Below are 26174 nucleotides of genomic sequence, written 5' to 3' on the forward strand. Positions count from 1 at the left end.
TCAGGCGGTGGTGCGGGCGCCGACGGGAGCGCCCGTCACGGCCGGGCGGACGTGGGTCAGGAGGAGCTCCAGGAAGCGCTCCGGGCGGCGCAGCGCCGCGAAGTGGCTCGCGTCCTCGATCAGCTCGAACGCCTTGACGGGGGCCTCGACCGCGTCGAAGTAGGCCTTCGCGCGGGCTGCCGGGGTGATCACGTCGTGGGCGCCCTGGAAGACGAAGAACGGGATGCGGAAGGTGGTCCCGTCGGCCCAGACGTCGATGTCGTGGGAGCCGGGGGTGACGGACTCCGAGAAGCCCTGAGCCTTGAAGTACGCCGCGATCCGCTTGAAGGAGTACAGCGGAGACAGCCACATCGAACCCAGAACCACCTTCTTCACGGTGTCCAGCGTCAGCGGGTCGCTGCCCGCGCACAGCTTGTCGTACGCCGTCCGCTGCTTCGTGGTCCAGCGGCGCGGGTCCGGTCCCATGGCCTCGATCGTCGCGAGGTCCTTGGTCTTGCCGGCCGCTCGGAGCCGGTCCAGGGTGGCGTCGTACGCGGAGGTGTCCCGGCCCGCCTCCAGGACGTTCTGGTCGGTGCCGACGTACGCCGAGTAGAGCTCGGGGTGGTTGCGGGCCAGGCGGAGCCCGAAGACCGTGCCGAAGGAGCTGGGGAGGAGCACGACCCGGTCGGCGCCGAGGCGCTCGCGGACGTGGTGGGTGACCTCCAGGGCGTCCGCGTAGAGCTGCTCGAAGGTGGCCTCCCCGCCCTGGGCGGGCGCGCCGCCGTTGGCGAAGGTGAGGCCGGCGCCGCGCATGTCCCACCGGACGAGGGTGAAGTGCCGCTCCCAGGACCGGGTGCGGGCGCCGTAGGGGGAGTTGGCCGCACCGGGACCGCCGTGGATCTCCAGCAGCACCGGGTTCGCCCGGTCCTCGCCCCGGATGGAGATCCACTGGTCGATCCCGCCGATCCGGACGAACCCCTGCTCGTCGATGCCGTTCGGCGTCTCGATCCGCATCAGGCGCGCGTTGGCGGCCCGGCGGAACGCGCGGTGGGTGAGGAGGGCGGCGAGGGGGGCGCTGAGGGCGGCGGCGGTGATGGCGGTGGTGGTGAGAGCGATGATCGGCATTACTGTTTCCCCCGGACACTGTTTGGCTGTTGAGGGGGAGCTTACGTGAAAACGGGGGCTTGTAAAGGCCGTTGGTGATCGCGGGTGGTCGCATTCGACCGGGTTGCTGCTACTGGGGGTGTTGTACGGGTGGAGGTACTGGTCCGGGGGGATGGGCTGCCCTGAACATGGCGCGGAGGTGCGTGAGTTGGGGGTGTCGGAGGTGGAGCGTGTGAACGACGCCGACTGTGAGACCGAAGAGGAAGAGGGCTTCGAGGACCCGAACGGGACCCTCCGCAGCTTCGCGGCGGTCCTGAAGGCCTTCCGAAAACGCGCCCGCCTGACCCAGGAGGGCCTGGGTGAGCTGATCGGCTACTCCGCGCAGTACATCGCTTCGGTGGAGCAGGCCCGCCGCTACCCGAGTGAACGGCTGGTGGAGCTGGTCGAGGAGCAGCTCGACTGCTTCGGGGCGGTGAAGGGCGCGGCCCAGTACCTGACACGGCCGAGGCGGGTGGCGTCGTGGTTCCGCAAGTGGGCACTGCTGGAGCCGACGGCGCTGAGCCTGTACACGTACGAGTGCCGGATGGTGCCGGGGTTGTTGCAGACGGAGGGGTATGCGCGGAACACCTTCGCCGAGCGAGTGCCGCCCTTGCGGGACGAGCAGGTCGAGGCTCAGGTCGTCGGCCGCCTGGGGCGTCAGCACATACTGTCCGGCCTGCCCAACTCCTCGTTCAGCTTCGTCATCGAGCAATCGGTCCTGGACCGCTGCTTCGGCGGACCGATGGTCATGTGTGAGCAGATCGACCACATCCTGGAGATGGCCCGATCGCGTAATCTCACCGTCCAGATCATGCCTCGCGATCAGACGGATCACGCAGGTCTCGACGGCCCCGTCAGCCTTCTGGAGACCCCTGACCACCAGTGGTTCGGCTACAGCGAAGGGCAACGCACCGGGGTGCTCATCTCGGACCCCAAAGAGGTCAGCATCATCCAGCAGCGGTATGCCAAACTGCGTTCGCAGGCTCTCAATCCGGCTGATTCGCTGGGCCTGTTGGAGAGAACGCGAGGGACGCTATGAGCAATGTCGATCTGCACTGGTTCAAGAGCAGCTACAGCAGCAACGACGGCGACAACTGCGTCGAAGTAGCCCTCTCCTGGCACAAGTCGACGTACAGCGGCACGGACGGCGACAACTGTGTCGAGGTGGCCACCTGCCCGCAGGCCGTCCACGTCCGGGACTCCAAGGTGACGGCCGGACCCGAGCTGGCCCTGGCCCCTGCGGCCTGGGTGGCCTTCCTCGGCGGCGTCACGGGCTGACGGGGTTCGGGCCGGACGGTCTCAGAGAAGGTATGGGGGTTTCCCGTCAGTCCCATCGTCCTTCCGTGTCGGGCCGGCCTGTCAAGGGCGCTCCCTGCGGTCGCGTCACTTCGTGATCGCCTTCGGCGACCCTTGACAGGCCGTCCCGCCCCGGAAAGCCGAAAGACTGCCGGGAAACCCCCAAAAGAACGGCACGGTCCACAGTTGGAGGGGCGGCCGTGTCAGCGCTGAGACGAGGGGCCGGGGGCCGGCTACCTGCACCAAAGGTCGATCAGGGCGAGCCGGGGAGCCGACAGGCGCGTCAAATCGCTACGCGCTCCTCATGTCTCGGCGTCCGGCGACCGTCCGGGGCTGATACCCGCTCCAGAGGACGAACAGAGCAGCCCGGGGAGCCGACAGGCGCGCCAGATCGCTACGCGCTCCTCGCGTCTCGGCGTCCGGCGGCCGTCTGTGGCTGATACCCGCACCGGAGGTTGATCTGGAGCGGCATAGGGTCCGTTGCCATGGACGATATGACTGTCGGTGGGCGGGTGTTGGCCAGCGCGGCCGGATATGGCGAGGCGGCCGATGTGCTGGCCGAGCAGTACGAGAGCGTGACCTTCGAGGAGGTGCACCGTGAGGTCCTGCACCTGTTTCCCTCCCGGCCGAGCTCGGTCCTGGACGTCGGGGCGGGCAGCGGGCGGGACGCGGCGGCGCTGGCGGCACGAGGGCACCGGGTGGTGGCTGCGGAACCGACTCGGGAACTGCGCGAGCTGGGACGGGGCATTCACGCCGAGCGGGAGATCGAGTGGGTCGATGACGCACTCCCCGAGCTGCCGGGACTGGGGGCGCGCCGCTTCGACCTGATCCTCCTGACGGCGGTCTGGATGCACCTGGACGAAGGGGAGCGGGTCGCTGCCATGGCGCGGCTCGCCGACCTGCTGGAGGGTGGGGGCCGAGTGCTGCTCTCGCTGCGCCACGGACCGGTCCCGGCCGGCCGGCGGATGTTCGCCGTTTCCGCGCAGGAGACCGTCGGCCTCGCCCGGAAATGCGGGCTGGACCTCCTCCACCTCGCGGAGCGCGAGGACCCGCACGGACGGCCCGGGGTGTCCTGGACCTATCTCGGCTTCGGCGGTACCTGAGGCCAGCCGGTGGCGGCGTGGATCGCGTCGCGTTCTGCGGGGGTGGGGAGGCGGAACGCCAGGCGGTCTCCGTACCAGTCGAGGACGCCGCGACGGAGCTCGGCGGCCAGGTCGTCCAGGTTGTCGGTCTCGAACATGTCGTTCGCGTCCTCCGGCCGGCCCGGCGCGGCCGTCTGGAAGAGGATGACCTGGATGTGGTCGAAGGCCTTCCCGCCCCGGTCGTCGCTGAGCTCGCCCGCAGTGATGCGGACGTAGAACACCAGCCCCTCGGCGTCCTGCCCGATGCCCAGGACGCCGTCCAGGTCCGCGTACTTCCCGCTCACGTCCCCATTGTCCTCCGGGGGCGGCCATCAGCCCAAGACGGCCGCCAGCCGCCGAGACGACAGGAGCGCGTAGCGATCTGTCGCGCCCACGCGCTTCCCACAGCGCTCTGATCGACCTCTGGTGCGGGTATCAGCCCCGGACGGTCGCCGGACGCCGAGAAATGAGGAGCGCGTAGCGATTTGCTGCGCCTGGGGGCGCCGCAGGTCGCTCTGATCAGCCTCTCGTGCACCTAGTCGGGCCCCCGGCCCCGAATCCGGCATCCACGGGCCCGGATGCCCGGCCGGCCAAGGCCCGGCCCCGTCGCCTCATCGCTGACACGGCCGCCCCTGCTCTCCTGCCCCGTGACCGTTCTTTTGGGGGCTTCCCGGCAGTCTTTCGGCTTTCCGGGGCGGGTCGGTCGGTCAAGGGTCGCCGAAGGCGATCGCGTAGCGACGCGACCGAAGGGAGCGCCCTTGAGGGACCGGCCCGAACCGGAAGGACGATGGGACTGACGGGAAACCCCCAAACCAGCTGTGATTCGGCCATGCTGAATCCCGCCAACCCGGTCCTGCCCAGCGCTCCGGCCTTGCACCTTGGCATGCCCGCGGGGCATGCTCGCCAGGGCTAAGCGGGAGGGATCATGGCGGTGGACAAGCGGTCCGTGGTGACGGCGGTGCTGTGCGGGTTGGCGGCGCTGGGCGCATCTGCGGCGGTGGCCGAGTTGGCGCCGCCGCCGGAGGCGGCTGCTCCGGTGCGGGCCAAGTCGGCGCTGCCCTCGGCGTCGCCGACCGGGGCGTCGCGGGCGCAGGTGTCCAAGCCGCAGCTCGCCACGCCTCCGCCGGCCGCCGCGAGCCCCCAGCCCGGCGGGCCCGTCGCGTTCACCGGCGCCCTCTTCACCGGCGGCCTGGACGGCGAGCACTTCTGCACCGCCACCGTCGTGCGCAGCCCCGGCAAGAACATGATCGTCACCGCCGGCCACTGCCTGATGGAGGGCAAGCAGACGGGCGGCACGGGTGCCGTCTTCGCCCCCGGGTACGTGAACGGCACGGCCCCGTACGGCGTGTGGAAGATCGAGGAGGTCTTCGAGGACGAGCGCTGGGCCGAGGGCACCGACGACGACTACGACCTCGCCTTCGCCCGCCTCGCCCCCGACGACAAGGGCCGCACCGTCGAGGCCGTCACCGGCGGCGCGCCCCTGGACACGTCCGGCCGCGCGGGCGAGGAGGTCACGGTGACGGGTTACCCCGCCGACCGCAAGGTTCCGCGTACCTGCACGGCGGTCGCCGTCCGCACCGGCGAGCGGGAGCAGCGCTTCGACTGCTCCGACTTCCCGGGCGGTACCAGCGGCAGCGCCTGGATCGGCCGCGACGGGAAGATCATCGGAATTCTGACCGGCGGGGACACGGACGACGTCTCCACGAGCACGGTGCTCGGCGACTACGCCGCCAAGCTCTACGCGCGGGCCACCGGCCAGCGCTGATCCGGGGGCCCGAACAGGGGGAGGGGCGAGGCGTCCGGCGCGTCGCCCCTGCGTCCGGCGCGCCGGTCTCGGGACTCAACTGTGGTCACGACGTCAGGGGTGACTTCTACGCCGTCTGCGCCAACGTCAGCTCCTGAGGTCCCGGCCCGTCTCCCCGCCCAGGATCTCGCGCGCCAGCGCGAGCAGGTCCGGTACGGCCGGGTGGACCGGGCCCTCGCGCCAGGCGAGGACGACGGGGACCGGCGGGGCGTCGGCCAGGGGGCGGTAGACCAGCGACGGGTGCGCGTGGTTGCTGGGGGTCGCCGAGGTGGTGACTCCCAGGGCGCGCCCGGCGGCGATGGCCATGAGCCACTCGTCGGTGTTGGTCACCTCGATCACCGGCGCGGGCCGGACCGTCGCGGGCCACAGGTCCAGGGTGGTGGTCCCGGAGACGGTGTTCAGGGCGATGGGGCGGGCCGTCAGGTCGGCCAGGGTGACGCGGGGGAGTGCGGCCAGCGGGCTGTCCGCCGGCATGACCACCACCCGCTCCTCCTCCAGCAGCAGTGCCGTGCGCACCCCGGGCGCGGTGACGGCGCCGCGCAGCAGGGCCGCGTCGACCCTGCCCTGCGTCAGGCCGGCCGTGGGGTCGTCGACGCGGAGCAGCTCCAGCGGGACGTCCGGGCGGGACTCGTCCCAGCGGCGCAGCAGCGGGATCGTGTGGTCGCCGAGTGCCGCCCAGGTGTGGCCGAGGCGCAGCGGCCAGCTCCGCAGCCCGCCGGGGTCGAGGGCGGCGTCCACGGCGGCGACGGCGGCGCGGGCCTTGTCGCGGAACGTACGGCCCTGCGCGGTCAGCTCCAGGTGGTGGGTGGAGCGGTCGACGAGGCGGGTGCCGAGGTGGTCCTCCAGCCGGCGCAGGGTGCGGGACAGCGCGGGCTGGCTCAGGTGGAGGCGGGCGGCGGCGCGGGTGACGTTGCCCTCGTCGGCGATGGCGAGGAAGGCGCGCAGGTGCCGCAGCTCGATGGTCATGCCTGGGGAGCATAACCGCGCGCCACTCGGCATTTCACACGGCGCGGCCCGCTTCCTAGCGTGAAACCCATGACCTCCACGTCCTCCGCCACCTCCACGCCCTCCACGACCTCCATCACCTCGGCGCGTCTCCTCCGCCACCCCGCCGGCCGCGGCACCCTCGGCGGTGTCGGGCTGGTGCTGGCCGGGACGCTGTCGGTCCAGTTCGGGTCGGCCTTCGCGGCGCTGCTGTTCCCCCGGGCCGGGGCCCTGGGGACGGTCGCGCTGCGGGTGGCCTTCGCCGCGGTGCTGCTGCTGGCCGTCGCCCGGCCCCGGCTGCGCGGGTACTCGCGCGGCGACTGGGCGGTGGCCGTCGGCTTCGGCCTGGCCCTCGGCGGCATGAACCTGCTCTTCTACCAGGCCGTCGACCGCATCCCGCTGGGCGCCGCGGTCGCCTTCGAGGTGCTCGGGCCGCTGCTGCTGTCGGTGGTGGCCTCGCGGCGCGCGGCGAGCCTGCTGTGGGCCGCGCTCGCGCTGGCCGGGGTGTTCCTGCTGGGCCGGGGCGGCTTCACCGGACTCGGCGCGGCGGGGGTGGCGTTCGCGCTGGGCGCCGGCGCGATGTGGGCGGCGTACATCGTCCTCAACGCCCGGGCGGGCGCCCGTTTCCCGCGCCTGGACGGCCTCGCGATCGCGATGGCCGTCGCCGCCCTGGTCAGCCTGCCGCTCGGCATCGGATCGGCGGGCACGGCCCTGCTGGAGCCGGGCGTGCTCGCCCTGGGCCTGGCGATCGCGGTGATGAGCTCGGGGGTGCCGTACACCCTGGAGCTGCTCGCCCTGCGCAGGCTGCCCGCGGCCACCTTCGCGGTACTCGCCAGTCTGTCCCCCGCCGTGGCGGCGGTGGCCGGCTACCTGGTGCTGGACCAGGGGCTGTCCCCGGTCCAGTGCGCCGCGATCGCGCTCGTCGTGACGGCGAGCGCGGGCGCGGTGCGCACGGGCCGGCGGCGCGGCTGACGAGGGCCTACACGCCGCCCTCGATCAGGGTCCACCCCGAGGAGACCCGGGGGAGCGGGCCGACGTTGGTGTACTTGCCGTTCACGAGCGTCGAGGTCCAGGCGGTGCCGTCGTTCTTGTAGAAGAACAGGCTGTCGGAGGTCCGGCCCACCTTGTCCCAGATACCGCTGGTGCCGATCTGGCGGAAGGCGATGCCGCCGCCGCCGGAAGCCTTGGACACCCGGTGCTCGAGCCGGCCGCGGGCCCTCGCCCACGACAGCACGGAGTCCTTGGTCGCGGTCAGCTCCCCGAGGAAGTCGTCCCGCGGGATGCTGCCCTTGTCGGTGTAGACGCCGCCGGAGAGGGTCCCGTAACCCACGTTGCTCCAGGGGAAGTCGGTCGAACCGTGCCGGGCCGCCGCGACCAGGGTGTCGCAGGAGGCGGCCATGGTCCCCCAGCCCGAACTGAAGTCGTCGGAGACGCGGGACTCCCGGTACAGGCCGCCCTTGAGGGTGCCCGTGGCGCCCTGGCCGTCGTTCTTGTAGAAGAGCACGGAGTCGCCGGACGCCTCGACGAAGGTCCAGCCCGTGGAGAAGTCGTCGTAGGTCTCCTTGCGGGTGTACCTGCCGTTCGTGAAGGTGCCGGTCTCGCCGGCGCCGGTGTCCTTGTTGTAGAGCACCAGGGAATCGCGGCTGGCCGCCGCGTGCGTGTAGCCGGCCGGGAGGCGCAGCGCCCCCTTGTACTGCCAGCGGCCGCCGGTGAGCGTGCCGGTTCCGGCTTCGCCGGTGCTCGCCTTGTAGAACAGGATCGAGTTGTTCGGCGTCGACTGGTTGCAGTACGCGGACGCGGCACTCGCGGGCGTGACCGGGCCGGCCAGCAGGACGGCCGTCGCGGACGTGACGGTGGCGAGTGCGGCCACCAGGGATTTCCTCATGGGGTGCTCCCTTTCCTGACACGGGGGCGCGGGCGGTCGGCCCCGGAGGGGGGCGCGCCGCTGCGGTGCGGTCCGGAGGGGGACGCGTGTACGCGCGGACCGGCCGGTTCCTTCCCCGCCCCCGCGGCATCGGCCGTCGCTGCTGCCCGGACGTCCCCGTTCATGCTGCGCCGCGACCGGCCGCCCCGCATCTCGGCGCCGGCGTCAGGCGATCAGTCCCAGGTGGACCGGTTCGGCGGGGGTGCGGGCGAGGAGCTCCGGGAGGCGCGGGGGCCAGAGGGGTTCGCCGAGGCCGGCCAGGCGTTCCGGGGAGAGCCACTGCCAGTGGATGCCGGGTTCTTCGAGCACCGGCTCGCGGTGGGGGCCGGTGGTGACGTAGATGTGCTCGTGCTGGCGGACCGGGATGCCCTGGTGGGTGAAGTCGTGCTCCCAGGTGCACAGCAGCCGCTGCGGCTCCAGGTCGGTCCAGCCGGTCTCCTCGCGCAGCTCGCGCCGCACGCACTCCTCCGGGGTCTCGCCCGGGTCGATCCCGCCGCCCGGGGGCAGCCAGTGGATTCCGACTTCTACGTTGTTCTCGCGGAACAGGAACACCGATCCGCTGGGGGAGAGGACGACAATGCGGGCTGCCTGACGCGGAGTTCTCATCAGATCAGGGTAAGTCGGTGTGCTGCTCGGGCGGGAGGGGTCGGTGATGTGCCGTGCCTGTCGCCAAGGCGCCTTCTCGTTCCTCGTTCCTCGTCGTCGCGTCGTAATGGGTGGCGGCCGATGCGGGCCGGTGTCGGTTGCCGGGGCGCCTGGAGCAGGGTCACACTGGAAGTGAATAGCACCGCTCCCCTTCCCCGAGAGGGGGTAAACCCGGTGACCTCCCTGCAGATTTTCCTTTCCGAAGAAGGAGCGGAAGCCGAGCGGCTGGAGGGGCTGGCCGGCGTCCTGCGGCAGGATCTGCTCCAACTGGAAGTTGACGAAGTAACAACCGTCCCGGGCGGTGATGCTCCTGCCGGTGCGCGGGGGGCGGCTGCCGAGGTCGGAGCGCTGCTCGTCGGTCTTGGACCTTCCGCCACGATCCTCCGTGAGGTTCTTTCCGCAGTCATGGACTGGTGGCGGCGAAGCCGAAGCCGTCCGACCATCCGCCTGGAAATGGACGGTGACGTGCTGGAGATCTCCGAGGCGTCGTCGACCCAGCTCGACAGGTCGTTCGATCTCTTCGTCACCCGGCACTCCACACGCGAGGCCGCCCCGTGAACGACTCGCGCTATGCCCTGATCATCGCCAACGATGATTACGAGAATCCTGGACTCAAGAAGTTGGTGTCCCCCGCCGAGGACGCGATGGCTCTCGCGACCGCCCTCTCCGACCCCAGAATCGGGGATTTCGACGTACAAGTGGCCAGGAACGAGCCGCGGCATGCAATAGAGAGGAAGATCGACGACTTCTTCGCCGAGCGAGGGCCCGGCGACTCGGCGATCGTGCACTTCTCATGCCACGGTCTGAAGAGCGAGTCGGGAGAGCTGTTCTTCGCGGCGACCGACACGGTGCCGGGCCGACTGATCTCGACCGCGGTGTCGTCCGACTTCGTCCGCAGGTGCATGGTGGGCAGCCGGGCGCGGAACATGGTGCTCTTCCTCGACTGCTGCTACGGCGGTGCCTTCACCCGGGGCATGACCATGCGGGCGGGCGAGGAAGTGCACGTCCTCGAAGCCTTCTCGGGCAAGCAGCTCGGCGGTGGCCGCGGCTGGGCGGTGATCACCGCGTCCAACTCCATGGAGTACGCCTTCGAAGGCCCCAAGCTCAGCGGGGAGTTCAGCATCCCTCGGCCGTCGGTATTCACCGGTGCACTGGTGAACGGCCTCACCACGGGCGAGGCCGATCGTGACGAGGACGGTCTGGTGTCGCTCGACGAGCTCTACGAGTACGTGTACGGCCGGGTGCGGCAGGAGAACCCGCATCAGACGCCCGGTCGTACCGTCAATCTTCAGGGCGATCTGTACCTGTCGCACAGCGGCCGGAAGAGGATCAGGCCGGGACCCCTGCCGGAGGACTTGCAGGAAGCCATCTCGAGCCCGAACGTCTTCACCCGGCGGGGAGCCATCGCGGAGCTTCGCACCCGTATGGCGAGCCCCCACCTGGAGAAGGCGGAGGGCGCGCGGCAGGCGCTGGCCGAGATGGCGCACCGGGAGATCCAATGGGTCTCCGACGAAGCCAAGGCCGCCCTGGAAACCGTCGCGCTGAGCCCGGAACCGTCCACGCTGGACTTCGGTGAACTGACCCAGGGCTCCCCGTCGCCGCACTTGGAGGTGCGGCTGACGGGCCTGCCCCTTGCCCGGCAGTGTGACGCGTCCCCGGACGACGACCGCATCAGCGTCGTGAAGACTGCGGACGGCGGCCTGGACGTCTCGGTCGACACCGCACGGGCGGGCCGGCTGAGCGGAGGCATCGTGGTGAAGGGAGCCGCGGGTGAGACCAGGCTGCCGGTCGATGCCGAGATAACGCCGGAGCGTGTGGCCCCGCCGCCACCGGAACAGCAGCACCCTGAGCCGCCTCCGGACCCCGCGCCGCCTCCGGCCCCCGCATCACCTCCAGATCCCGCACCGCCTCCGCACTTCGTGCGGACCGTGCCTGGTGTCCCCACTTCGCAGGCCGCAGGGGCTCCCCACGGCGCACGGCCGTCGCCGCCTGCCAGGAGGACGGACGTGAAGCGTGCTCTCGCCCTGTCCGCTTGCATCCTGGCGGCAGGCGTCGTCTCCGTGGTGTGCGTCGTGCAGAGCATCAGCTCGACCCTCTTCGCGATGTCGGACATCTCCGCGGAAACGGGGCGCGGGACCGCCTTCGGGAAAGCGGTCGAGGCGACCGCGCCCAACATCTCGATCATGGGGGTGAACGCCCTGATCGCGGTTCTCGCCGCGGCCGGCGCCCTGGTCCTCGGAGGGCGCGCCAGAGCCGCTGTCGCGGTCGTCGCCGCGAAGGAGCCTCAGCCCGGTCCGGCCGCGAGGGCCGTGATGAAATCGGTCGCGGTCATGGTGCCCGTGGCCCGCGTCACGATGTTCCTGGGCCTTCTCCTCGCCGCCGCCTTCCTGGTCCTCGTCTCCCTGCGGTGACCCCGCGCCCTCCCGGCCCCGCCCCCTACGCCGCCTGGAGTGCCAGGGTCGGGCTGAGGCGGGCCGCGCGGACCGCGGGGTAGAGGCCCGCCAGGGTGCCGATGGCCAGGGTGGCCGCGAAGCCGCCGGTGACCGCCCACGGCGGGACCACCCAGGGCAGGTCGCCGGCCCGGGCGTAGACGCCCGTCGCCGCCCCGCCGAGGGCGATGCCCGCCAGGCCCCCGAGGCCGGACAGGAGCAGGGACTCGGTGACGAACTGGATCCGGATCTGCCCCTTCGTGGCGCCGAGCGAGCGGCGCAGGCCGATCTCGTGGCGGCGCTCCAGCACCGAGATGATCATGGTGTTGGCGACGCCGACCCCGCCCACCAGGAGGGCGATGCCGCCCAGGCCGAGCAGGAGGGTGCTGAACGCGCCCTCCGTGGCCGCCTTCGCCTGGAGCGCGGCCGAGGGGTCGGTCACCGAAACCGCGCTCGGGGCACGGGGGTTGGCCGTCTGCGCCATCAGGGAGCGGACGGCGGCCACCCGGTCGTCCGCCGAGCGTTCGTAGACCGCCGTCGGGTGGCCGTCGAAGCCCAGCAGCCGTTCGGCCGCCTCCCAGCCGACCAGGGCCGAGCGCTCGATCTCCGGGGCCAGCGGGACGGGCGCGAGGATGCCGACGACCGTGAAGTGGCGTCCGCCGATGAACACTTGCTGCCCCGGTTCCGTGATGCCCAGCCGGCGCGCCGAGACGTGTCCGAGCACCACCGACGGGTAGCGGGCGGTGGCGGCGTTCAGCCAGCCGCCCCGGGCCACGGAGGCGCGCAGGGTGCCCAGCAGGTCGTCCTTGGCGGCCTTGAGCGCGATGCCGCCGGTCTCCTCCTTCGGGATGTTCTCCGAGCGGCGGACGGACTCCCCGACGTCGCCCGTGGTCCCGACCGACTCGACCCCCGCGATGCGCGAGACCATCCCCGGGGCCTCCTTCGGGAGTTTGGTGTCCTGTCCCGAGAACATGGCGGGGGCCGGGGTGGCCACCAGCATGTTCGTACCCAGCTTGTCGAGCTCCCGCAGCAGCTTGGCCTGGCTGGAGGAGGAGATGCCGACCACCGCGATCATCGTCGCGATGCCGATCGCGATCCCGAGGGCCGACAGGAACACCCGCACCGGCCGGGAGCGCAGCCCCGCCGACCCGGCGTGCAGGACGTCGCGCGGAGTGAGCCCGGGCGGCCGGAGCCGCGTACGGTCCTTCGTACGGCCGCCCATCACGCGGCCCCCGCCAGGCCGGTGTCCTCGACGACCTCGCCGTCGCGGATGCGCACCTGCCGGGGCAGGCTCGACGCGATCTCGCTGTCGTGGGTGATCACGGCGATGGTGGCCCCGTCCTCGTTCAGCTCATGCAGCAGCTCCATCACCGACCGGCCCGACGCCGTGTCCAGCGCCCCCGTCGGTTCGTCGGCGAGCAGCAGGTCCGGTTCCCCCGCCACCGCCCGGGCGATGGCCACCCGCTGTTTCTGCCCGCCCGACAGCTCGTGGGGCCGGTGGTCCATCCGGTCGCCGAGCCCGACCCGCTCCAGCGCCCGCGCCGCCCGGCGGCCGCGCTCGGCCCGCGGGAGCCCGGAGTACAGCAGTCCCTCGGCGACGTTCGCCCGGGCGCTGAGGCCCGGCACCAGGTGGAAGGACTGGAACACGAAGCCGATGTGGCGCGAGCGCAGCGCCGACAGCGAACGGTCGGACAGCGCCGCGACGTCGTGGCCGGCGATCCGCACGGTGCCGGCGCTCGGCCGGTCCAGGGTGCCGACGATGTGCAGCAGGGTGGACTTCCCGGACCCGGACGGGCCGACGATGGCGAGGAGTTCCCCGCTCAGGACGGTCAGGCCGACCCCGCGCAGGGCCGTGACCCCGCCCGGGTACTCCTTGGTGACCCCGGCCAGTTCGACCACCGGATGCGCGTGCCGCCTCACAGCTTGGGCACCCCCACCCGCATGCCCTCCGCGAGCCCGCCGCCGCTGACCTCGACGCGGCCCTTGCCGAACATCCCGAGCTCGACCTTGACCTCGCGGGCCCTGCCGTTCTCGACGACCTGGACGCCGAAGCCGCCGCCGGGCAGCGCGAGCAGCGCGTTCACCGGTACGGAGAGCACTCCGGTACGGGTCTCGCCGGTCAGCTCCACCGACACGGGGGACTGTTCGGGGCCCTTGACCGCGCCGGGGTCGTCGAAGACGACGCTCACGTCCACCTTGGCCTTCTTGTCGCCCCCGCCCCCGCCCCCGCCTCCGCCGCCTGACCCGCCCCCGCCGCCTGACCCGCCGCCGGATCCGCCGGATCCGCCCGCGCCGCCGTTCTGCTCGTCCGTGCCCGCCGTGCCGCCCACCGAGTCGACCTTCCCGGTCGCGCTCCCGCCGCCCGGCAGCCGTACCGTCACCTTGTCCCCGGTCCTGGCGGTCCCGGCCTTCGCCGCGTCCAGCTGGAAGCGGACGATCCGCTCGGTACCGGTCACCGTCAGCACCGGCTTGCCCGGCCCCGGCTCGTCGCCGAGCGCCGCCTCCGTCCGCTTCACCCGCTGCGGGCCCGAGGCGAAGGCGATGTCCTCCCGCGCCACCTCGCCCGTCTCCGGCGCCTTGTGCGCCTTCTGCCAGCGCTTGACCGCCGCCGCCGTACCGGCCGTGAAGGTGCCGTCCTGCGCGTCCAGCCCCGTCCCGTACCCGAGGGCGATCAGGTTCCGCTTCAGCTGCCGGACGTCCTCGCCCTTGTCCCCGGCCTTCAGCGCCCGGTACATCGGCACCGCCCCGTACATCAGCCGCACCGCCTTCCCGTTGACCTCGAAGAGCCTCCCGTCCCGCTCCACCGCCGACCCCTCGGCCGCGATCCAGGTCAGGACCCCCGGCCCGGGCGCACTCAGCCTGCGCTCCTGCGCGTAGCCGAGGGTGCCGTCCACCTGGAGGCCCGAGGCGAGGTCGCCGCGCGTCACCGGGGCCGTCTCCGGCGGCAGCGCGCCGGCCGCGTCCTGCCGCCGGCCGCCGTCCTGCGGGGACTGCGCGAGGACGGCGTAGCCGCCGCCCGAGACCGCGAGTACGGCCGCCAGGGCGCCCACCAGCCACGTTCCGCGCCGCCTGGCCCCCATCAGGCCGCTTCGCACTTCTTCTGGGCCTCCTCGAAGGCCTTCTCCTGCCCCTTGGGGACCTCGATGCCGCTCTTCATGCCGCCGCTGTACTCGGGGTCCTTGAGGTCCACGCCGTTCTCGCGCATGCAGCGGACCCAGCGCAGCTCCTTGTCCTTCTGCTCCTGCGTCGGGCCCTCCCCGGAGCCGGGGGTGCGCATGCCGCAGGCCTTCATGGCCTCCTCCATCTTCTGCGGGTCCGCGCCGCCGCCGACCGTCATGCCGTTGGGGTTCTGGCCCGGCTTGGGGTCGGGGGCGTCTATCCCGTGCTCGCGCAGGCACTGGCGCATCTTCACGGCGTTGTCGGCGTCGGCCCCGCCGCCGTTCCCGCCGCCTCCCCCGTTCGCGGAGCTTTCCTTGCCGCCGTCCGGAGTGCCGCTGTTCGTGCAGGCGGTGACGGAGAGGGCCAGCCCGGTGAGGGCCGCGGCCATGGTCATGGTCAGGGTCAGGGATCGCTTCATGGGGCCGAGCGTGCGCGAAACCGGTGTTTCGCTTCCCTCTCGCAGTCCGCTTACAACGGCGAAATGTGCTCCTCCTGTAGAGAGGACGGCATGCGAGTTCTGGTGGTGGAGGACGAGGAGTTCCTGCGGGAGATGATCGCCGAGGGGCTGCGCCGCGACGCGCTGGCCGTCGACGAGGCCGGCGACGGGCCGGAGGCGCTGCGCCGGCTGCGCCTGGGCGAGTACGACGTCCTCGTCCTCGACCGGGACCTGCCCGGACTGCACGGCGACGAGGTGTGCCGGCAGGTCGTACGGGAGCGGCTGCTGACCCGGGTGCTGATGCTGACCGCCTCCGGGACCGTGCGGGACCGGGTGGAGGGCCTGGGCCTGGGCGCCGACGACTACCTCACCAAGCCCTTCGCCTACGACGAGCTCCTCGCCCGCGTCCTGGCGCTCGGCCGGCGCGCCCACCCGGCACTGCCGCCGGTGCTGGAGCGGGCCGGGATCGCCCTGGACACCGCGCGCCGCGCCGCCTCCCGCGACGGGCACCGGCTCGCCCTGTCGCGCAAGGAGTTCGCCGTGCTGGAGGCGCTGCTGCGGGCCGAGGGGGCGGTGCTGAGCAGCGACGACCTGATCGAGCGGGTGTGGGAGGAGGACACCGGCTACCGCACCAACGCCGTCCGGGTCACGCTGAGCAAGCTGCGCGCCAAGCTGGGCGAGCCGCCGCTGATCGAGACGGTGCCGGGGGAGGGCTACCGCATCGCGGCCGGGCCCGCGGGCCCCGCCCAGAGCAGCGGTCCGCGATGAGATCAGTGCTCCGTTCCGAGCGCACCCGTCTCACCGCGCTGTACGGTGCGCTGCTGCTCCTCGCGGGCGGCGGCCTGGTCGCGCTGGTCAACGTACTGCTGCGCACCGGCCTCTACTCCCGCGTCAACGGGGCCGTGACCACCGTCATGCCCGGCCTGCCCGTCCACTCGGACGGGGTCACGCCCGTCCCCTCCGGCCGCAGCTTCGAGCCCGCGCACAGACTCCCGCCCGGCACGGCACCCACCCCGGAGCAGATCGAGCAGTGGCGGGTCACCCAGAACCTCTCCGACGCCGCCGCCCGGGCCGCCCTGCAGGAGCTGACCCTGGTCTCCCTCGTCGCCCTCGCCCTCTTCGCCGTCCTGTCGGTCTGGCTCGCCTGGTGGATGGCGGGCCGCGTGCTGCGCCCCGTCGGGGTGATCACCGAGACGGCCCGGCGCCTCTCGGGCGCGAACCTGCACGAACGGATCGGGCTCCAGGCCCCGCCCGGCGAGCTCAAGCGGCTGGCCGACACCTTCGACGGGATGCTCGACCGGATCCAGGACCTGGTGGGGGCCCAGCGCCGGTTCGCCGCCAACGCCGCGCACGAGCTGCGCACGCCGCTCGCCGTGCAGCGGGCCGCCGCCGAGATCGGGCTGGCGGGGGAGCCGGGGCCGGCGAAGGTGGCGCGGATCCGGGAACGGCTGATCGCGGTGGCCGACTCCAGCGAGCACCTCGTGGAATCGCTGCTGCTGCTCGCCGTGTCGGAGGAGGGGCTGGAGTCGTCGCAGCCGGTGGAACTGGCGGCCCTGACGGCTGCGGAACTGACGGCGGCCGTGCCCTCCGGGGAATCCCCTGCCCCGGCCCCGGCCCCGGCCCCGCCCCCGGCCCCGCCCCCGGCCCCGGCCGAGGTTCCGCTTACGAGCCCCCGGCACCCGCAGCCCGCCCCCGCCCCGACCGTCGTACGGGAACTCGCGCCGCTGACGGTGACCGGCGACGCCACCCTCCTCGGCCATCTGGTGCGCAACCTCCTCGCCAACGCCGTGCGCCACAACCGCCCCGGCGGCCGGGTGCGCGTGGCGACCTCCGCCGACGGGGTGCTGACCGTGTCCAACACCGGCCCGCTGATCGAGCCCGGCGACGTCCCCCGCCTGCTGGAACCCTTCCGCCGCCGCGCGGAACGGCGGCACACCGCGGGTGAGGGCGCCGGACTCGGCCTCTCCATCGTCGCCTCCATCGCCCGGGCGCACGGCGCGACGCTGTTCGCCGAGGCCAATCCAGCGCCCGACGGCGGGCTGACCGTCAGCGTCCGCTTTCCCGCGCCGCACGATGCGCCGGAGACCGCCGTTCGCGGGGAACGATGATCACCTGATGTACCTTCGTGTGGATGAGCAAGCACGCCCGAGCCCGCTCCCGCTCCCGCGCCCGTACGGCCGACCGCCGGCGTTCCGTTTACCCGGGGCGCCCGCCGAAGGCGCTGATCGCCGTGGCCGCTCTCGGCCTGCTGACCTTCGCCGCCGTCTGGCTGCACGCCCTGCACGAACAGCCCGGCGCGCCCGTCCCGGCGGCCCGTTCGGACGCCCGCCCGCAGACCCAGGGCCCGGCCCCCGAGCAGCAGCCGCAGCCGCAGGGCGGCGCCCCGGGCCACGCCGCGCGCGGCACCCCCCGCGCGGACGCCCTCCAGGGCCTCCCGGACACCCTCAGCGCGGCGACCCGCGCCCGGATCCCGGCGGGCGCGCGCCAGCTCGTGCTCGTCACCGGCAAGGCGAAGGACTCCTCGGACTCCACCGTCACCTTCTTCACCCGCACCGCCGCGGGCAAGGACTGGACCGCGGCCGGGCACTGGCCCGCCCGCAACGGCGCCAAGGGCTGGTCCGCCGAGCGCGAGCGCGAGTACGGGGACCTGACCTCCCCGCAGGGCGTGTTCTCCCTCACCGACGCGGGCGGCCTGCTGTCGGCCCCGCCCGGCACGAAACTCCCGTACGACCAGGACCGCGGCTTCGTCCCGTCGGGCCGGGGCGTGAACGGCGAGTCCCTGGACGGCTCCTTCGACTACGTCGTGGCGATCGACTACAACCGCCGCAAGGGGGTCTCCCCGCTCGACCCGGGCATGCCGGAGGGCGAGGACAAGGGCGGCAACATCTGGCTCCACGTGGACCACGACGGCCCCTCCCAGGGCTGCGTGGGCCTCCCCAGGGAGGCGATGGAGCAGCTGCTGCGCACCCTGGACCCGGCGGCGAAGCCGGTCATCGCGATGGGCCCGGCGGGGTTCTGACCGCGCCCGGATCGACGCCGGGACCGACATCGGGACCGACGCCGGGACCGGCGCCCGGGCCGACGCCGACACCGGGGCCGACGGCGGGCCGCAGCACCAGCAGCCCGATGTAGACGAGGTCGAAGACGCAGCACAGCACGCCCAGCCCGAGCACGAAGCCGTTGCGCTCCATCACCCCGAACAGCACGGTCGGCGCGAGGGTGCCGAGCCATTTGGCGACCGCGATGAGCAGCGACTGCCCGCGCGGGCCGCGCCGGGCGGCGTACATGCCGATGAACAGGCCGGACATCAGCAGGTTCTGCAGGAACGCCGAGTAGCGGCTGGCGTCGTGCGTCCCGAAGTGCGCGACGAACAGCAGCTGCACGGCGAAGCCGGTGCCGAGGAGGAGCGTGCTCCAGGCGGCGAACAGCGGCCGGGTGACGAAGGCGGGCAGCCCGGCCCGGCCGTGGCGCAGGTAGGTGTAGAGGATCACGGCGTCGGCGACGGCCCACACCACGTTGACCACGCCCTGCGGGGAGAGCCCGGTACGGACGTCGTCGAAGGCGTGGACGACCTCCCAGGCGAAGTTCAGCGCGAGCGCGGCGGCGGGCACGGCGTACGTCCGGTCCCGCAGCCCGACCCGCACGGCCTCGACGTACACGACGGTCCAGGCGACCCCGCTGATGAGCGTCAGCATCAGTTCCACGCGCGCACCCTAGGCGCTGCGCGGCCGCCCCGGACAGCCCCCGGGCTATGGGTTGAGGTCGAGGATCCGGACGGGCTCGCCGGCCCACCACTTCGGATCCGTGGTCGCGACGATCGCGCCGTCGGGCCGGTCGGGGGTGGGCTGGGCGGCGCAAAGGCAGTGGGCGGCGGCCCAGGTCTCCTTCCGGGCGAGGGCCAGTGCGGCGGGCAGGTCCAAGTCGAGGACGACTACGCCGGGCAGAGCCGCGAGGTGTTCCGCCGTACCGGGCCGGGTCCGGTCGGCTTCGACCAGCGCGCAGGACGGGGCGTAGAGGAACCAGCCGGGCTCGGCGTGGGCGCGGTGGATGAGGCGCGAGGCCAGGACGTTTCCCTGGCCGGCGGCGGTCATCGCCGTCTTGTCCAGGACGATGTGCACGGGTTCGGTCACCTCGGCCTCGCCCCGTGGAGGCGGCGGTCCAGCTCGCTGTCCAGCTCGTGCTGTTCGGCTGCCGTCGGCGCGTAGCCGTTCCAGTCGCCCAGCAGGACGCGAGCGCGTTCGGCGCGTTCGGCCGGGGTGAGCAGGGTCTCGGCCAGGCGGGCCAGGTAGGCGCGGAGCGAAAGTCCTTCGGCGGCCGCTATGGCGGCGAGTCAGTCCTTGGCTTCCTCGGGGATCCGGATGTTGGCGTCGGGCATCGTCGTGCTCCTTCCCCTTCCCGCAACATACGGGTGCGTACCCGTACCCGTACCCGTATTCACCGGCGCTCACCCGGTCGGGCGTATCCCGCCCCTCTTGCCTGACGCACCGTCAGCTACGACGATGGCCCGGCACCGCACGACGAATCGGCACACGAAGGCGAGGCGGGCCCGGTATGGCACGCGTGTTTCCGGAAGGCCGGCTGGAGTACGGGATGCAGCTCCCGGTCCAGTCGCAGAGCACCATCTACGCCGAGCCCTGGGAGGCCTCGGCCGGCGCGGCCGACCTCGCCGAGGTGGCCCGCGCCGCCGACCGGGCCGGCTTCGGGTACGTGGCCACCTGCGACCACGTGGCCGTTCCGCGCCGCCTCGCCGGTCCCATGAGCACCGTCTGGTACGACCCGGTGGCCACCCTGGCCTTCCTGGCCGGGATCACCGGGCGGGTGCGGCTGCTGAGCCACGTCGCGATCGTCGGCCTGCGCCACCCGCTGCTCACCGCCAAGCAGTACGCGACCCTCGACCACCTCTCCGGGGGCCGCCTGGTCCTCGGGGTCGGCGCCGGGCACGTCCAGGAGGAGTTCGAGGTGCTCGGCGTCGACTTCGAGCGCCGCGGGGCCGTCCTGGACGAGAGCCTGGACGCGCTGCGCGCCGCCCTCGGCCCGGACGAGTACCCGGAGTTCGAGGGGGAGCGGTTCTCCTTCCGGGACCTGGGGCAGCTGCCCCGGCCGGCGCAGGAGCGGATCCCGGTCTGGGTCGGCGGCTCCTCCCCGGCGGCCGTCCGCCGGGCCGCCGTGCGCGGCGACGGCTGGCTCCCGCAGGGCGACCCGCGCGAGCGCATCCCGGGGCAGGTGGCCCGGATCCGCGAGCTGCGGGAGGCGGCCGGGGTGGAGGGGCCCTTCGAGGTCGGCGCGATCACCGAGCCGCTGTACGTGGGCGAGCCCGGCTGGGACACCGGCCGCCGGACCCTGACCGGCAAGGCGGAGGTGCTCGCCGAGTCCCTCCGGGAGTACGCGGCGCTGGGCGTGGACCAGATCCAGGTGCGCTTCCGCAATCGCGACCGCGCCGAACTCGTCGACCAGATCACCGCTTTCGGGGCCGAGGTGGCTCCGCTCCTCAACGACTAGGAGTACGGGATGGGCAAGCTGGACGGGCGCGTCGTCGTCATCACCGGTGCGGCGCGCGGCCAGGGCGAGCAGGAGGCCCGCCTCTTCGCCGCCGAGGGCGCACGGGTGCTGCTGGGCGACGTGCTGGACGAGCAGGGCGCCGCCGTCGCCAAGGAGATCGCCGCGGAGGCGGGCGCGGACCGGGTGCGGTACGTACGGCTGGACGTGAGCCGGGAGGAGGACTGGGCGGCGGCCGTGGCCGCGGCGAAGGAGGCCTTCGGCCGGGTCGACGGGCTGGTCAACAACGCGGGCATCCTGCGCTTCAACGAGCTGGCCTCCACCCCGCTGGAGGAGTTCCGCCAGGTGGTCGAGGTCAACCAGGTCGGAGCCTTCCTCGGCATCAAGGCGCTCGCCCCGGAGATCGGTGCGGCCGGCGGCGGGACCATCGTCAACACCTCCTCGTACACCGGCCTGACGGGCATGGCGTACGTGGGCGCGTACGCGGCGACCAAGGCGGCGATCCTCGGGATGACGCGGGTGGCGGCCCTGGAGCTGGCCGCGCGGAACATCCGGGTCAACGCGATGTGCCCGGGCGCGGTGGACACCCCCATGGCGAACCCCGGGCTGCTCGACCCGGCGGGGATGACGGACGAGGCCAGGGACGCGATGGCCGAGCTGTACAAGCGGGTGGTCCCGCTGGGCCGGGTGGGGCGGCCGGAGGAGATCGCGAAGCTCGCCCTCTTCCTGACCGGCGACGACTCCTCGTACATCACCGGCCAGCCGTTCGTGGTGGACGGCGGCTGGATGGCGGGAGTGAGCATCCTCTGAGATTCCTGACGACTCGTCAGGTAAGGCGGTGCGACTCTCTTGACGCTTCCGCCCCGGCGGTGGAACAGTCGGATCCATCAAATCTGACGCAACGTCAGAAACCTAAGGACGGTGAACCCCTTGGAATTCGGGCTCTTCGTGCAGGGATACGTGCCTGAGGCGCGGTCCAAGGTCGACCCCGAGGCAGAGCACAAGGCGCTGCTCGAGGAGACCCAGTACGTCATCCAGGCCGACAAGTCCGGCTTCAAGTACGCCTGGGCCTCGGAGCACCACTTCCTGGAGGAGTACTCCCACCTCTCCGCCAACGAGGTCTTCCTCGGCTACCTCGCCGCCGCCACCGAGCGCATCCACCTCGGCTCCGGCATCTTCAACCCGCTCGCCCCGGTCAACCACCCGGTGAAGGTGGCCGAGAAGGTCACCATGCTCGACCACCTCTCCAAGGGCCGCTTCGAGTTCGGCACCGGACGCGGCGCCGGCAGCCACGAGATCCTCGGCTTCCTCCCCGGCATCACGGACATGAACCACACCAAGGAGATCTGGGAGGAGACCATCGCGGAATTCCCCAAGATGTTCCTCCAGGAGGAGTACGAGGGCTTCCAGGGCAAGCACTGGTCGCTGCCGCCCCGCAAGATCTTCCCCAAGCCGTACGGCAAGGCCCACCCGGCCATGTGGTACGCCGCCGGCTCGCCCTCCTCGTACGCCATGGCGGCGAAGAAGGGCCTCGGCGTGCTGGGCTTCAGCGTCCAGAAGGTCTCCGACATGGAGTGGGTCCTGGAGCAGTACAAGACGGCCATCCAGGAGGCGAAGGCGATAGGCGCCTTCGTGAACGACAACGTGATGGTCACCTCGACCGCGATCTGCGCCGAGACGCACGAGAAGGCGGTGGAGATCGCCGTCAACGCGAACATGAACCGCTTCCAGTCGCTGGTGTTCCGCTACCACGACACCTTCCCGCGGCCGGAAGCGATCCCGCAGTGGCCCGAGACCCTGCCGGAGTACAACGCGGAGATCATCGAGCTGCTCATCGCGGAGGAGCTGCTGATCTGCGGCGACCCGTCGGAGGTACGGGCCCAGTGCAAGCGGTGGGAGCAGGCGGGGGCGGACCAGCTGTCCTTCGGACTGCCGACCGGTGTCTCGTTCGAGGACACGATGACGACGGTCAAGCTGATCGGCGAACACGTCATCCCGCACATCGACACGGACCCGGTGCACCGCACGACCCGCTTCCGCCAGGCCGCCGGCTCCACCTCTTCTTGACGCGCCGCTCGCGCGGTGCGGCGCGGGGCGCCCTACCGGCTTCGCGCCGCTGCGCCGGCCTCCGGCCGGCGGACCCGGGGCGGGCCGGTCTGCATGGCTGGGGCCGGTGGGTCGGGTGCGGGTGGTGTGCCGCTGCGCGGAGCGGTCCCCTACCCGCCCTTCCACCGTTCCCAGGGGCGCTGCCCCTGACCCCGCACGGGCGCTCCGCGCCCGTCGCCTCAAACGCCGACGGGGCTGATTTCAGCCCCGCCGGCGTTTGAGGCGCGGGTCCGGGCAGAGCCCGGGGAACGGTGGCAGGGCGGGTAGGGGACAGCCCCCGCAGGGCCGACACCCCGCAGGGCGCGGCAGGGAGACGCCCCGGCAGGGGATACGGAACACGCCCGGCCAGGGCAACGGCCAGGGCGACAGGAACCACCCAGGAGGGGACCGTCATGCTCGACCACCTCATCCGCGGAGCGACCGTCGTCGACGGCACCGGCGCCCCCGCGTACACCGCGGACATCGGCATCAAGGGCGGCCGCATCGCCCTCATAGCGGAGCCCGGCACACAGGCAGTGGCGGCGGCGACCGCCGAGGACGCCACCGGCCTCGTCCTCACCCCCGGCTTCATCGACCCGCACACCCACTACGACGCCCAGCTCTTCTGGGACCCCTACGCCACCCCCTCCATGAACCACGGCGTCACCACCGTCGCCGGCGGCAACTGCGGGTTCACCCTCGCCCCCCTCAACCCCGCCCGCCCCGAGGACGCCGACTACACCCGCCGCATGATGAGCAAGGTCGAGGGCATGGCCCTCGCCGCCCTCGAAGAGGGCGTCGACTGGACCTGGTCCACCTTCGGCGAGTACCTCGACGCCCTCGAAGGCCGCATCGCGGTCAACGCCGGCTTCATGGTCGGCCACTGCGCCCTGCGCCGGCACGTCATGGGCGAGGACGCCGTCGGCGGGCAGCCCACCCCCGCCCAGATGGAACAGATGCTGGCGCTCCTCCACGAGGCCATGGCGGCCGGCGCCTGGGGGCTGTCCACCACCCAGTCCTCCACCCACTCCGACGGCGCCGGCGCCCCCGTCGCCTCCCGGCACGCGGAACCCGCCGAGCTCCTCGCGCTCTCCCGCGCCGTCGGCGAACACGAGGGCACCCAGCTCGAAGCCATCGTCGCCGGCTGCCTCGACCAGTTCTCCGACGACGAGATCGACCTCTTCGTCGAGATGAGCGCCGCCGCCGGCCGGCCCCTCAACTGGAACGTCCTCACCATCGACGCCGCCGTCCCCGAACGCGTCCCGCGCCAGCTGGTCCCCAGCGAGCGCGCCCGCAGGTCCGGCGGCCGGATCGTCGCGCTGACCATGCCGATCCTCACCCCCATGAACATGTCCCTCGGCACGTTCTGCGCACTCAACCTCATCCCCGGCTGGGGCGAGGTCCTCGCGCTCCCCGTCCCCGAGCGGATCGCGAAGCTCCGCGACCCGGACGTACGCGCCGAGATGCTGCGCCGCGCCGACAGCAAGGAGGCCGGGGTCTTCCGGCGCCTCGCCAACTTCGGCCGCTACGTCATCGGTGACACGTACAGCAAGGAGAACGAGGGACTCAGCGGACGCGTCGTCGGCGACATCGCCGCCGAGCGCGGCCAGGACGCCTTCCAGTGCCTGGTGGAGATCTGCGCCGACGACGAGCTGCGCACCGTCCTGTGGCCCATGCCCACCGACAACGATCCGGCGACCTGGGCCCTGCGCGCCGAGACCTGGCAGCACGAGGACGTCATGCTCGGCGGCTCCGACGCCGGCGCGCACCTGGACCGGATGTGCGGGGCCCCGTACACGACCCGGTTCCTCGGCGACTGCCTGCGCGGCCGCAAGCTCGTCCCGCTGGAGCAGGCGGTCCGGATGCTCACCGACGACCCGGCCCGGCTGTTCGGGCTGCGCGAGCGCGGCCGGATCGCCGAGGGCTTCCACGCGGACCTGGTCCTCTTCGACCCCGAGCGCATCGACGCGGGCCCGGCGACCCTCGTCCACGACCTGCCCGGCGACAGCCCGCGGCTGGACGCGCGGGCGATCGGGGTGGTGTCCGTACGCGTCAACGGGGTCGAGACCATCCGCGACGACGAGGTGACCGGCGCGGTCCCGGGGATCGTGCTCCGGTCCGGCCGTGACACGAGGACGGTGAGCACCCGATGACACGCCTCTACATCGGCGGCGAGTGGGTCGAGCCCGACGGCGGCCACTACGAGGTGGTCAACCCGGCCGACGAGTCCGTCGTCGGCCTGGCCCCCGAGGCCTCCCGCGCCCAGGTCGAGGAGGCGGCCCGCGCCGCCGCCGAGGCCTTCGGTACGTGGTCCCGTACGGCCCCAGAGGAGCGCGCGGCCGTCCTCGACCGGGCGGCGGACGTCATCCAGCGGGAGTTCGAACCGTGGGCGGCCCTCGCCCGGGCCGAGACCGGCGCGCCGACGGGCATCGCCCGCGGGATGCAGGTCGGCGTAGGGGTGTCCCGGTTCCGGCGGTACGCGAAGGGCGCCCTGGAACCGGTGGAGAAGGGGCTCCCGCCGCAGGTCACCGAGGCCGGCCCGATGGGGAAGGCGTCCGTCCTGGGCGCGCTGGAGGTCCGCCAGCCGGTCGGGGTGGTCACCTGCATCACCTCGTACAACAACCCGTGGGCGAACCCGGCCGGCAAGGTCGCCCCGGCGCTCGCCATGGGCAACACGGTGGTGGTGAAACCGGCTCCGCAGGACCCGCTGTCGGTGTTCAGGATGGCCGAGGCGCTGCACGAGGCGGGCGTCCCGGCCGGGGTGGTGAACGTGGTCTCGGGTGCCTCGGTGGAGGTCGGCGAGGCGGCCGTGGACTCCCCGTACGTGGACATGGTCTCCTTCACCGGTTCCACGGGCGTCGGGCAGCGCATCGCCGAGGTGTGCGGGCGGACCATGAAGCGGCAGCTGATGGAGCTGGGCGGCAAGGGCGCGGCGATCGTCCTGGAGGACGCGGACCTGGACGCGGCGGTGACGGGGATCGGCACCACCTTCTCCTTCTACAGCGGCCAGATCTGCACCGCGCCCACCCGGGTGATCGTCCACCGCTCGGTGTACGAACCGCTGGTGGAGAAGCTGCGCGGCTACCTGGCCTTCATGAAGGTCGGCGACCCGGGGGAGCGGGGCACGGTCGTCGGCCCGGTGATCTCGGCCGCGCACCGCGACCGGGTGGAGTCGTACGTGGAGCTGGGCCGCAAGGAGGGCGCGCGGATCGCGTACGGCGGCGAGCGCCCGGTGGTCGGCGACGGCCGCGGCTTCTACGTGGCGCCGACGCTGCTGGTCGACTGCACGAACGACATGCGGGTGGTGCGGGAGGAGATCTTCGGCCCGGTCGTGGTCGTGGTCCCGTTCGACGGGGACGAGGAGGAGGCCGTCCGGCTGGCGAACGACAGCGACTTCGGGCTGATCAGCTACGTGTGGTCCGGGGACGCCGCCCGCGCCTTCCGGGTGGCCCGCCGGCTGCGCTCGGGCGGGGTCGGGGTCAACACGATCGGCCGGAACATGGAGGCCCCGTTCGGCGGGTTCAAGCGGTCGGGGGTGGGGCGGGACGTGGGCTCGTACGCGCTGCACGCGTACAGCGAGGTGCAGTCGGTGGTCTGGACGACGTGACGGGGAGGTGTCCCCCGGGGTGCCGCCCCGGGGGACCCCGCCCAGGGCCTTTCCGACCCTGGTCCA

Annotated in this window: 27 protein-coding genes; 15 read left to right on the forward strand and 12 right to left on the reverse strand. The window is 72.6% G+C overall.

Annotated elements, in window-relative coordinates; translation table 11 throughout:
- Window positions 1-1104, reverse strand: coding sequence for an alpha/beta fold hydrolase (locus tag ACZ518_RS29925; RefSeq protein WP_469116139.1), 1104 nt, complete (start codon window positions 1102-1104; stop codon window positions 1-3).
- Between the two features lie 211 nt (window positions 1105-1315).
- On the opposite strand from ACZ518_RS29925, the gene ACZ518_RS29930 reads away from it, so the two are divergent.
- The 3 genes from ACZ518_RS29930 to ACZ518_RS29940 all read left to right on the forward strand — a co-directional run bounded on the left by ACZ518_RS29930 (window position 1316) and on the right by ACZ518_RS29940 (window position 3521).
- Entirely contained in the window at window positions 1316-2161 is an 846-nt protein-coding gene (locus ACZ518_RS29930) for a helix-turn-helix domain-containing protein (protein ID WP_469116140.1), read from the forward strand.
- The gene (locus ACZ518_RS29935; protein ID WP_468477097.1) at window positions 2158-2400 is read left to right on the forward strand and encodes a DUF397 domain-containing protein; all 243 of its coding nucleotides are present in this window, start codon (window positions 2158-2160) and stop codon (window positions 2398-2400) included. Before ACZ518_RS29930 ends, ACZ518_RS29935 begins: the two co-directional genes overlap by 4 nt.
- A gap of 503 nt (window positions 2401-2903) precedes the next feature.
- Complete coding sequence (locus ACZ518_RS29940; RefSeq protein ID WP_469116141.1) at window positions 2904-3521, forward strand: class I SAM-dependent methyltransferase; 618 nt, start codon at window positions 2904-2906, stop codon at window positions 3519-3521.
- Here the strand turns inward: ACZ518_RS29940 and ACZ518_RS29945 are convergent.
- Window positions 3497-3844 (reverse strand): hypothetical protein, encoded by a 348-nt coding sequence (locus ACZ518_RS29945; RefSeq protein WP_469116142.1) that lies wholly within the window; start codon window positions 3842-3844, stop codon window positions 3497-3499. The two genes, ACZ518_RS29940 and ACZ518_RS29945, sit on opposite strands and share 25 nt — an antisense overlap.
- Before the next feature lie 620 nt (window positions 3845-4464).
- Here ACZ518_RS29945 and ACZ518_RS29950 point away from each other — a divergent pair.
- Window positions 4465-5304: a trypsin-like serine peptidase gene (locus ACZ518_RS29950; RefSeq protein ID WP_469116143.1), complete on the forward strand. Its 840-nt coding sequence runs from the start codon at window positions 4465-4467 to the stop codon at window positions 5302-5304.
- 126 nt (window positions 5305-5430) lie between these two features.
- Here the strand turns inward: ACZ518_RS29950 and ACZ518_RS29955 are convergent, their stop codons facing one another.
- On the reverse strand, window positions 5431-6309 hold the full coding sequence (locus tag ACZ518_RS29955; protein WP_469116144.1) for a LysR family transcriptional regulator: 879 nt from the start codon (window positions 6307-6309) through the stop codon (window positions 5431-5433).
- A 69-nt stretch (window positions 6310-6378) separates the two neighbouring features.
- Between ACZ518_RS29955 and ACZ518_RS29960 the strand changes: the two genes are divergently transcribed.
- On the forward strand, window positions 6379-7299 hold the full coding sequence (locus tag ACZ518_RS29960) for an EamA family transporter (RefSeq protein WP_469116145.1): 921 nt from the start codon (window positions 6379-6381) through the stop codon (window positions 7297-7299).
- Between the two features lie 7 nt (window positions 7300-7306).
- Here the strand turns inward: ACZ518_RS29960 and ACZ518_RS29965 are convergent, their stop codons facing one another.
- Both ACZ518_RS29965 and ACZ518_RS29970 read right to left on the reverse strand, forming a co-directional pair.
- Complete coding sequence (locus ACZ518_RS29965) at window positions 7307-8212, reverse strand: hypothetical protein (RefSeq protein WP_469116146.1); 906 nt, start codon at window positions 8210-8212, stop codon at window positions 7307-7309.
- 204 nt (window positions 8213-8416) lie between these two features.
- The gene (locus ACZ518_RS29970) at window positions 8417-8857 is read right to left on the reverse strand and encodes an NUDIX hydrolase (RefSeq protein WP_362473102.1); all 441 of its coding nucleotides are present in this window, start codon (window positions 8855-8857) and stop codon (window positions 8417-8419) included.
- A gap of 213 nt (window positions 8858-9070) precedes the next feature.
- On the opposite strand from ACZ518_RS29970, the gene ACZ518_RS29975 reads away from it, so the two are divergent.
- Together ACZ518_RS29975 and ACZ518_RS29980 are read left to right on the forward strand one after the other, a co-directional pair.
- Window positions 9071-9454: an effector-associated constant component EACC1 gene (locus ACZ518_RS29975; RefSeq protein WP_469116147.1), complete on the forward strand. Its 384-nt coding sequence runs from the start codon at window positions 9071-9073 to the stop codon at window positions 9452-9454.
- Window positions 9451-11307, forward strand: coding sequence for a caspase family protein (locus ACZ518_RS29980; protein WP_469116148.1), 1857 nt, complete (start codon window positions 9451-9453; stop codon window positions 11305-11307). Before ACZ518_RS29975 ends, ACZ518_RS29980 begins: the two co-directional genes overlap by 4 nt.
- A 25-nt stretch (window positions 11308-11332) precedes the next feature.
- Here ACZ518_RS29980 and ACZ518_RS29985 read toward each other — a convergent pair whose 3' ends face one another.
- From ACZ518_RS29985 to ACZ518_RS30000, 4 genes are read right to left on the reverse strand one after another with little or no spacing between them, the layout of a single operon-like run.
- Window positions 11333-12547: an ABC transporter permease gene (locus ACZ518_RS29985; RefSeq protein WP_469116149.1), complete on the reverse strand. Its 1215-nt coding sequence runs from the start codon at window positions 12545-12547 to the stop codon at window positions 11333-11335.
- The gene (locus ACZ518_RS29990) at window positions 12547-13245 is read right to left on the reverse strand and encodes an ABC transporter ATP-binding protein (protein WP_469116150.1); all 699 of its coding nucleotides are present in this window, start codon (window positions 13243-13245) and stop codon (window positions 12547-12549) included. The genes ACZ518_RS29985 and ACZ518_RS29990 overlap by 1 nt, the downstream gene beginning before the upstream one ends.
- Window positions 13242-14420 (reverse strand): efflux RND transporter periplasmic adaptor subunit, encoded by a 1179-nt coding sequence (locus ACZ518_RS29995; RefSeq protein ID WP_469116151.1) that lies wholly within the window; start codon window positions 14418-14420, stop codon window positions 13242-13244. Before ACZ518_RS29995 ends, ACZ518_RS29990 begins: the two co-directional genes overlap by 4 nt.
- On the reverse strand, window positions 14405-14902 hold the full coding sequence (locus ACZ518_RS30000) for a hypothetical protein (RefSeq protein ID WP_469116152.1): 498 nt from the start codon (window positions 14900-14902) through the stop codon (window positions 14405-14407). Before ACZ518_RS30000 ends, ACZ518_RS29995 begins: the two co-directional genes overlap by 16 nt.
- A 90-nt stretch (window positions 14903-14992) precedes the next feature.
- Between ACZ518_RS30000 and ACZ518_RS30005 the strand changes: the two genes are divergently transcribed.
- Genes ACZ518_RS30005 through ACZ518_RS30015 form a run of 3 tightly spaced genes read left to right on the forward strand, consistent with a single transcriptional unit; the run spans window position 14993 to window position 17939 of the window.
- A complete protein-coding gene (locus tag ACZ518_RS30005) occupies window positions 14993-15688 on the forward strand; it encodes a response regulator transcription factor (RefSeq protein ID WP_469116153.1) in 696 nt (231 codons plus the stop codon).
- Window positions 15685-17028, forward strand: coding sequence for a sensor histidine kinase (locus tag ACZ518_RS30010; protein ID WP_469116154.1), 1344 nt, complete (start codon window positions 15685-15687; stop codon window positions 17026-17028). Before ACZ518_RS30005 ends, ACZ518_RS30010 begins: the two co-directional genes overlap by 4 nt.
- 23 nt (window positions 17029-17051) lie before the next feature.
- The gene (locus tag ACZ518_RS30015) at window positions 17052-17939 is read left to right on the forward strand and encodes a L,D-transpeptidase family protein (protein ID WP_469116155.1); all 888 of its coding nucleotides are present in this window, start codon (window positions 17052-17054) and stop codon (window positions 17937-17939) included.
- Here ACZ518_RS30015 and ACZ518_RS30020 read toward each other — a convergent pair.
- From ACZ518_RS30020 to ACZ518_RS30030, 3 genes are read right to left on the reverse strand one after another with little or no spacing between them, the layout of a single operon-like run.
- Window positions 17911-18615: a transmembrane-type terpene cyclase gene (locus tag ACZ518_RS30020; RefSeq protein WP_469116225.1), complete on the reverse strand. Its 705-nt coding sequence runs from the start codon at window positions 18613-18615 to the stop codon at window positions 17911-17913. The two genes, ACZ518_RS30015 and ACZ518_RS30020, sit on opposite strands and share 29 nt — an antisense overlap.
- A gap of 54 nt (window positions 18616-18669) precedes the next feature.
- Window positions 18670-19011 carry a PIN domain-containing protein gene (locus tag ACZ518_RS30025; protein ID WP_469116226.1) on the reverse strand — a complete coding sequence of 114 codons (342 nt, stop codon included), beginning with the start codon at window positions 19009-19011 and terminating at the stop codon, window positions 18670-18672.
- A gap of 35 nt (window positions 19012-19046) precedes the next feature.
- Window positions 19047-19241, reverse strand: coding sequence for a hypothetical protein (locus tag ACZ518_RS30030; RefSeq protein WP_469116227.1), 195 nt, complete (start codon window positions 19239-19241; stop codon window positions 19047-19049).
- A 230-nt stretch (window positions 19242-19471) separates the two neighbouring features.
- Here ACZ518_RS30030 and ACZ518_RS30035 point away from each other — a divergent pair, with 230 nt between their 5' ends.
- From ACZ518_RS30035 to ACZ518_RS30055, 5 genes are all read left to right on the forward strand, one after another.
- The gene (locus ACZ518_RS30035; protein ID WP_469116156.1) at window positions 19472-20419 is read left to right on the forward strand and encodes an LLM class F420-dependent oxidoreductase; all 948 of its coding nucleotides are present in this window, start codon (window positions 19472-19474) and stop codon (window positions 20417-20419) included.
- A gap of 9 nt (window positions 20420-20428) precedes the next feature.
- Window positions 20429-21226, forward strand: coding sequence for an SDR family NAD(P)-dependent oxidoreductase (locus ACZ518_RS30040; RefSeq protein ID WP_469116157.1), 798 nt, complete (start codon window positions 20429-20431; stop codon window positions 21224-21226).
- Between the two features lie 120 nt (window positions 21227-21346).
- Window positions 21347-22483: an LLM class flavin-dependent oxidoreductase gene (locus ACZ518_RS30045; RefSeq protein WP_469116228.1), complete on the forward strand. Its 1137-nt coding sequence runs from the start codon at window positions 21347-21349 to the stop codon at window positions 22481-22483.
- A gap of 431 nt (window positions 22484-22914) precedes the next feature.
- Entirely contained in the window at window positions 22915-24654 is a 1740-nt protein-coding gene (locus ACZ518_RS30050) for an N-acyl-D-amino-acid deacylase family protein (RefSeq protein ID WP_469116158.1), read from the forward strand.
- Window positions 24651-26108 carry an aldehyde dehydrogenase family protein gene (locus tag ACZ518_RS30055; RefSeq protein ID WP_469116159.1) on the forward strand — a complete coding sequence of 486 codons (1458 nt, stop codon included), beginning with the start codon at window positions 24651-24653 and terminating at the stop codon, window positions 26106-26108. Before ACZ518_RS30050 ends, ACZ518_RS30055 begins: the two co-directional genes overlap by 4 nt.
- Window positions 26109-26174: the final 66 nt, after the last annotated feature.

The organism is Streptomyces sp. NPDC033966 (assembly GCF_055575955.1).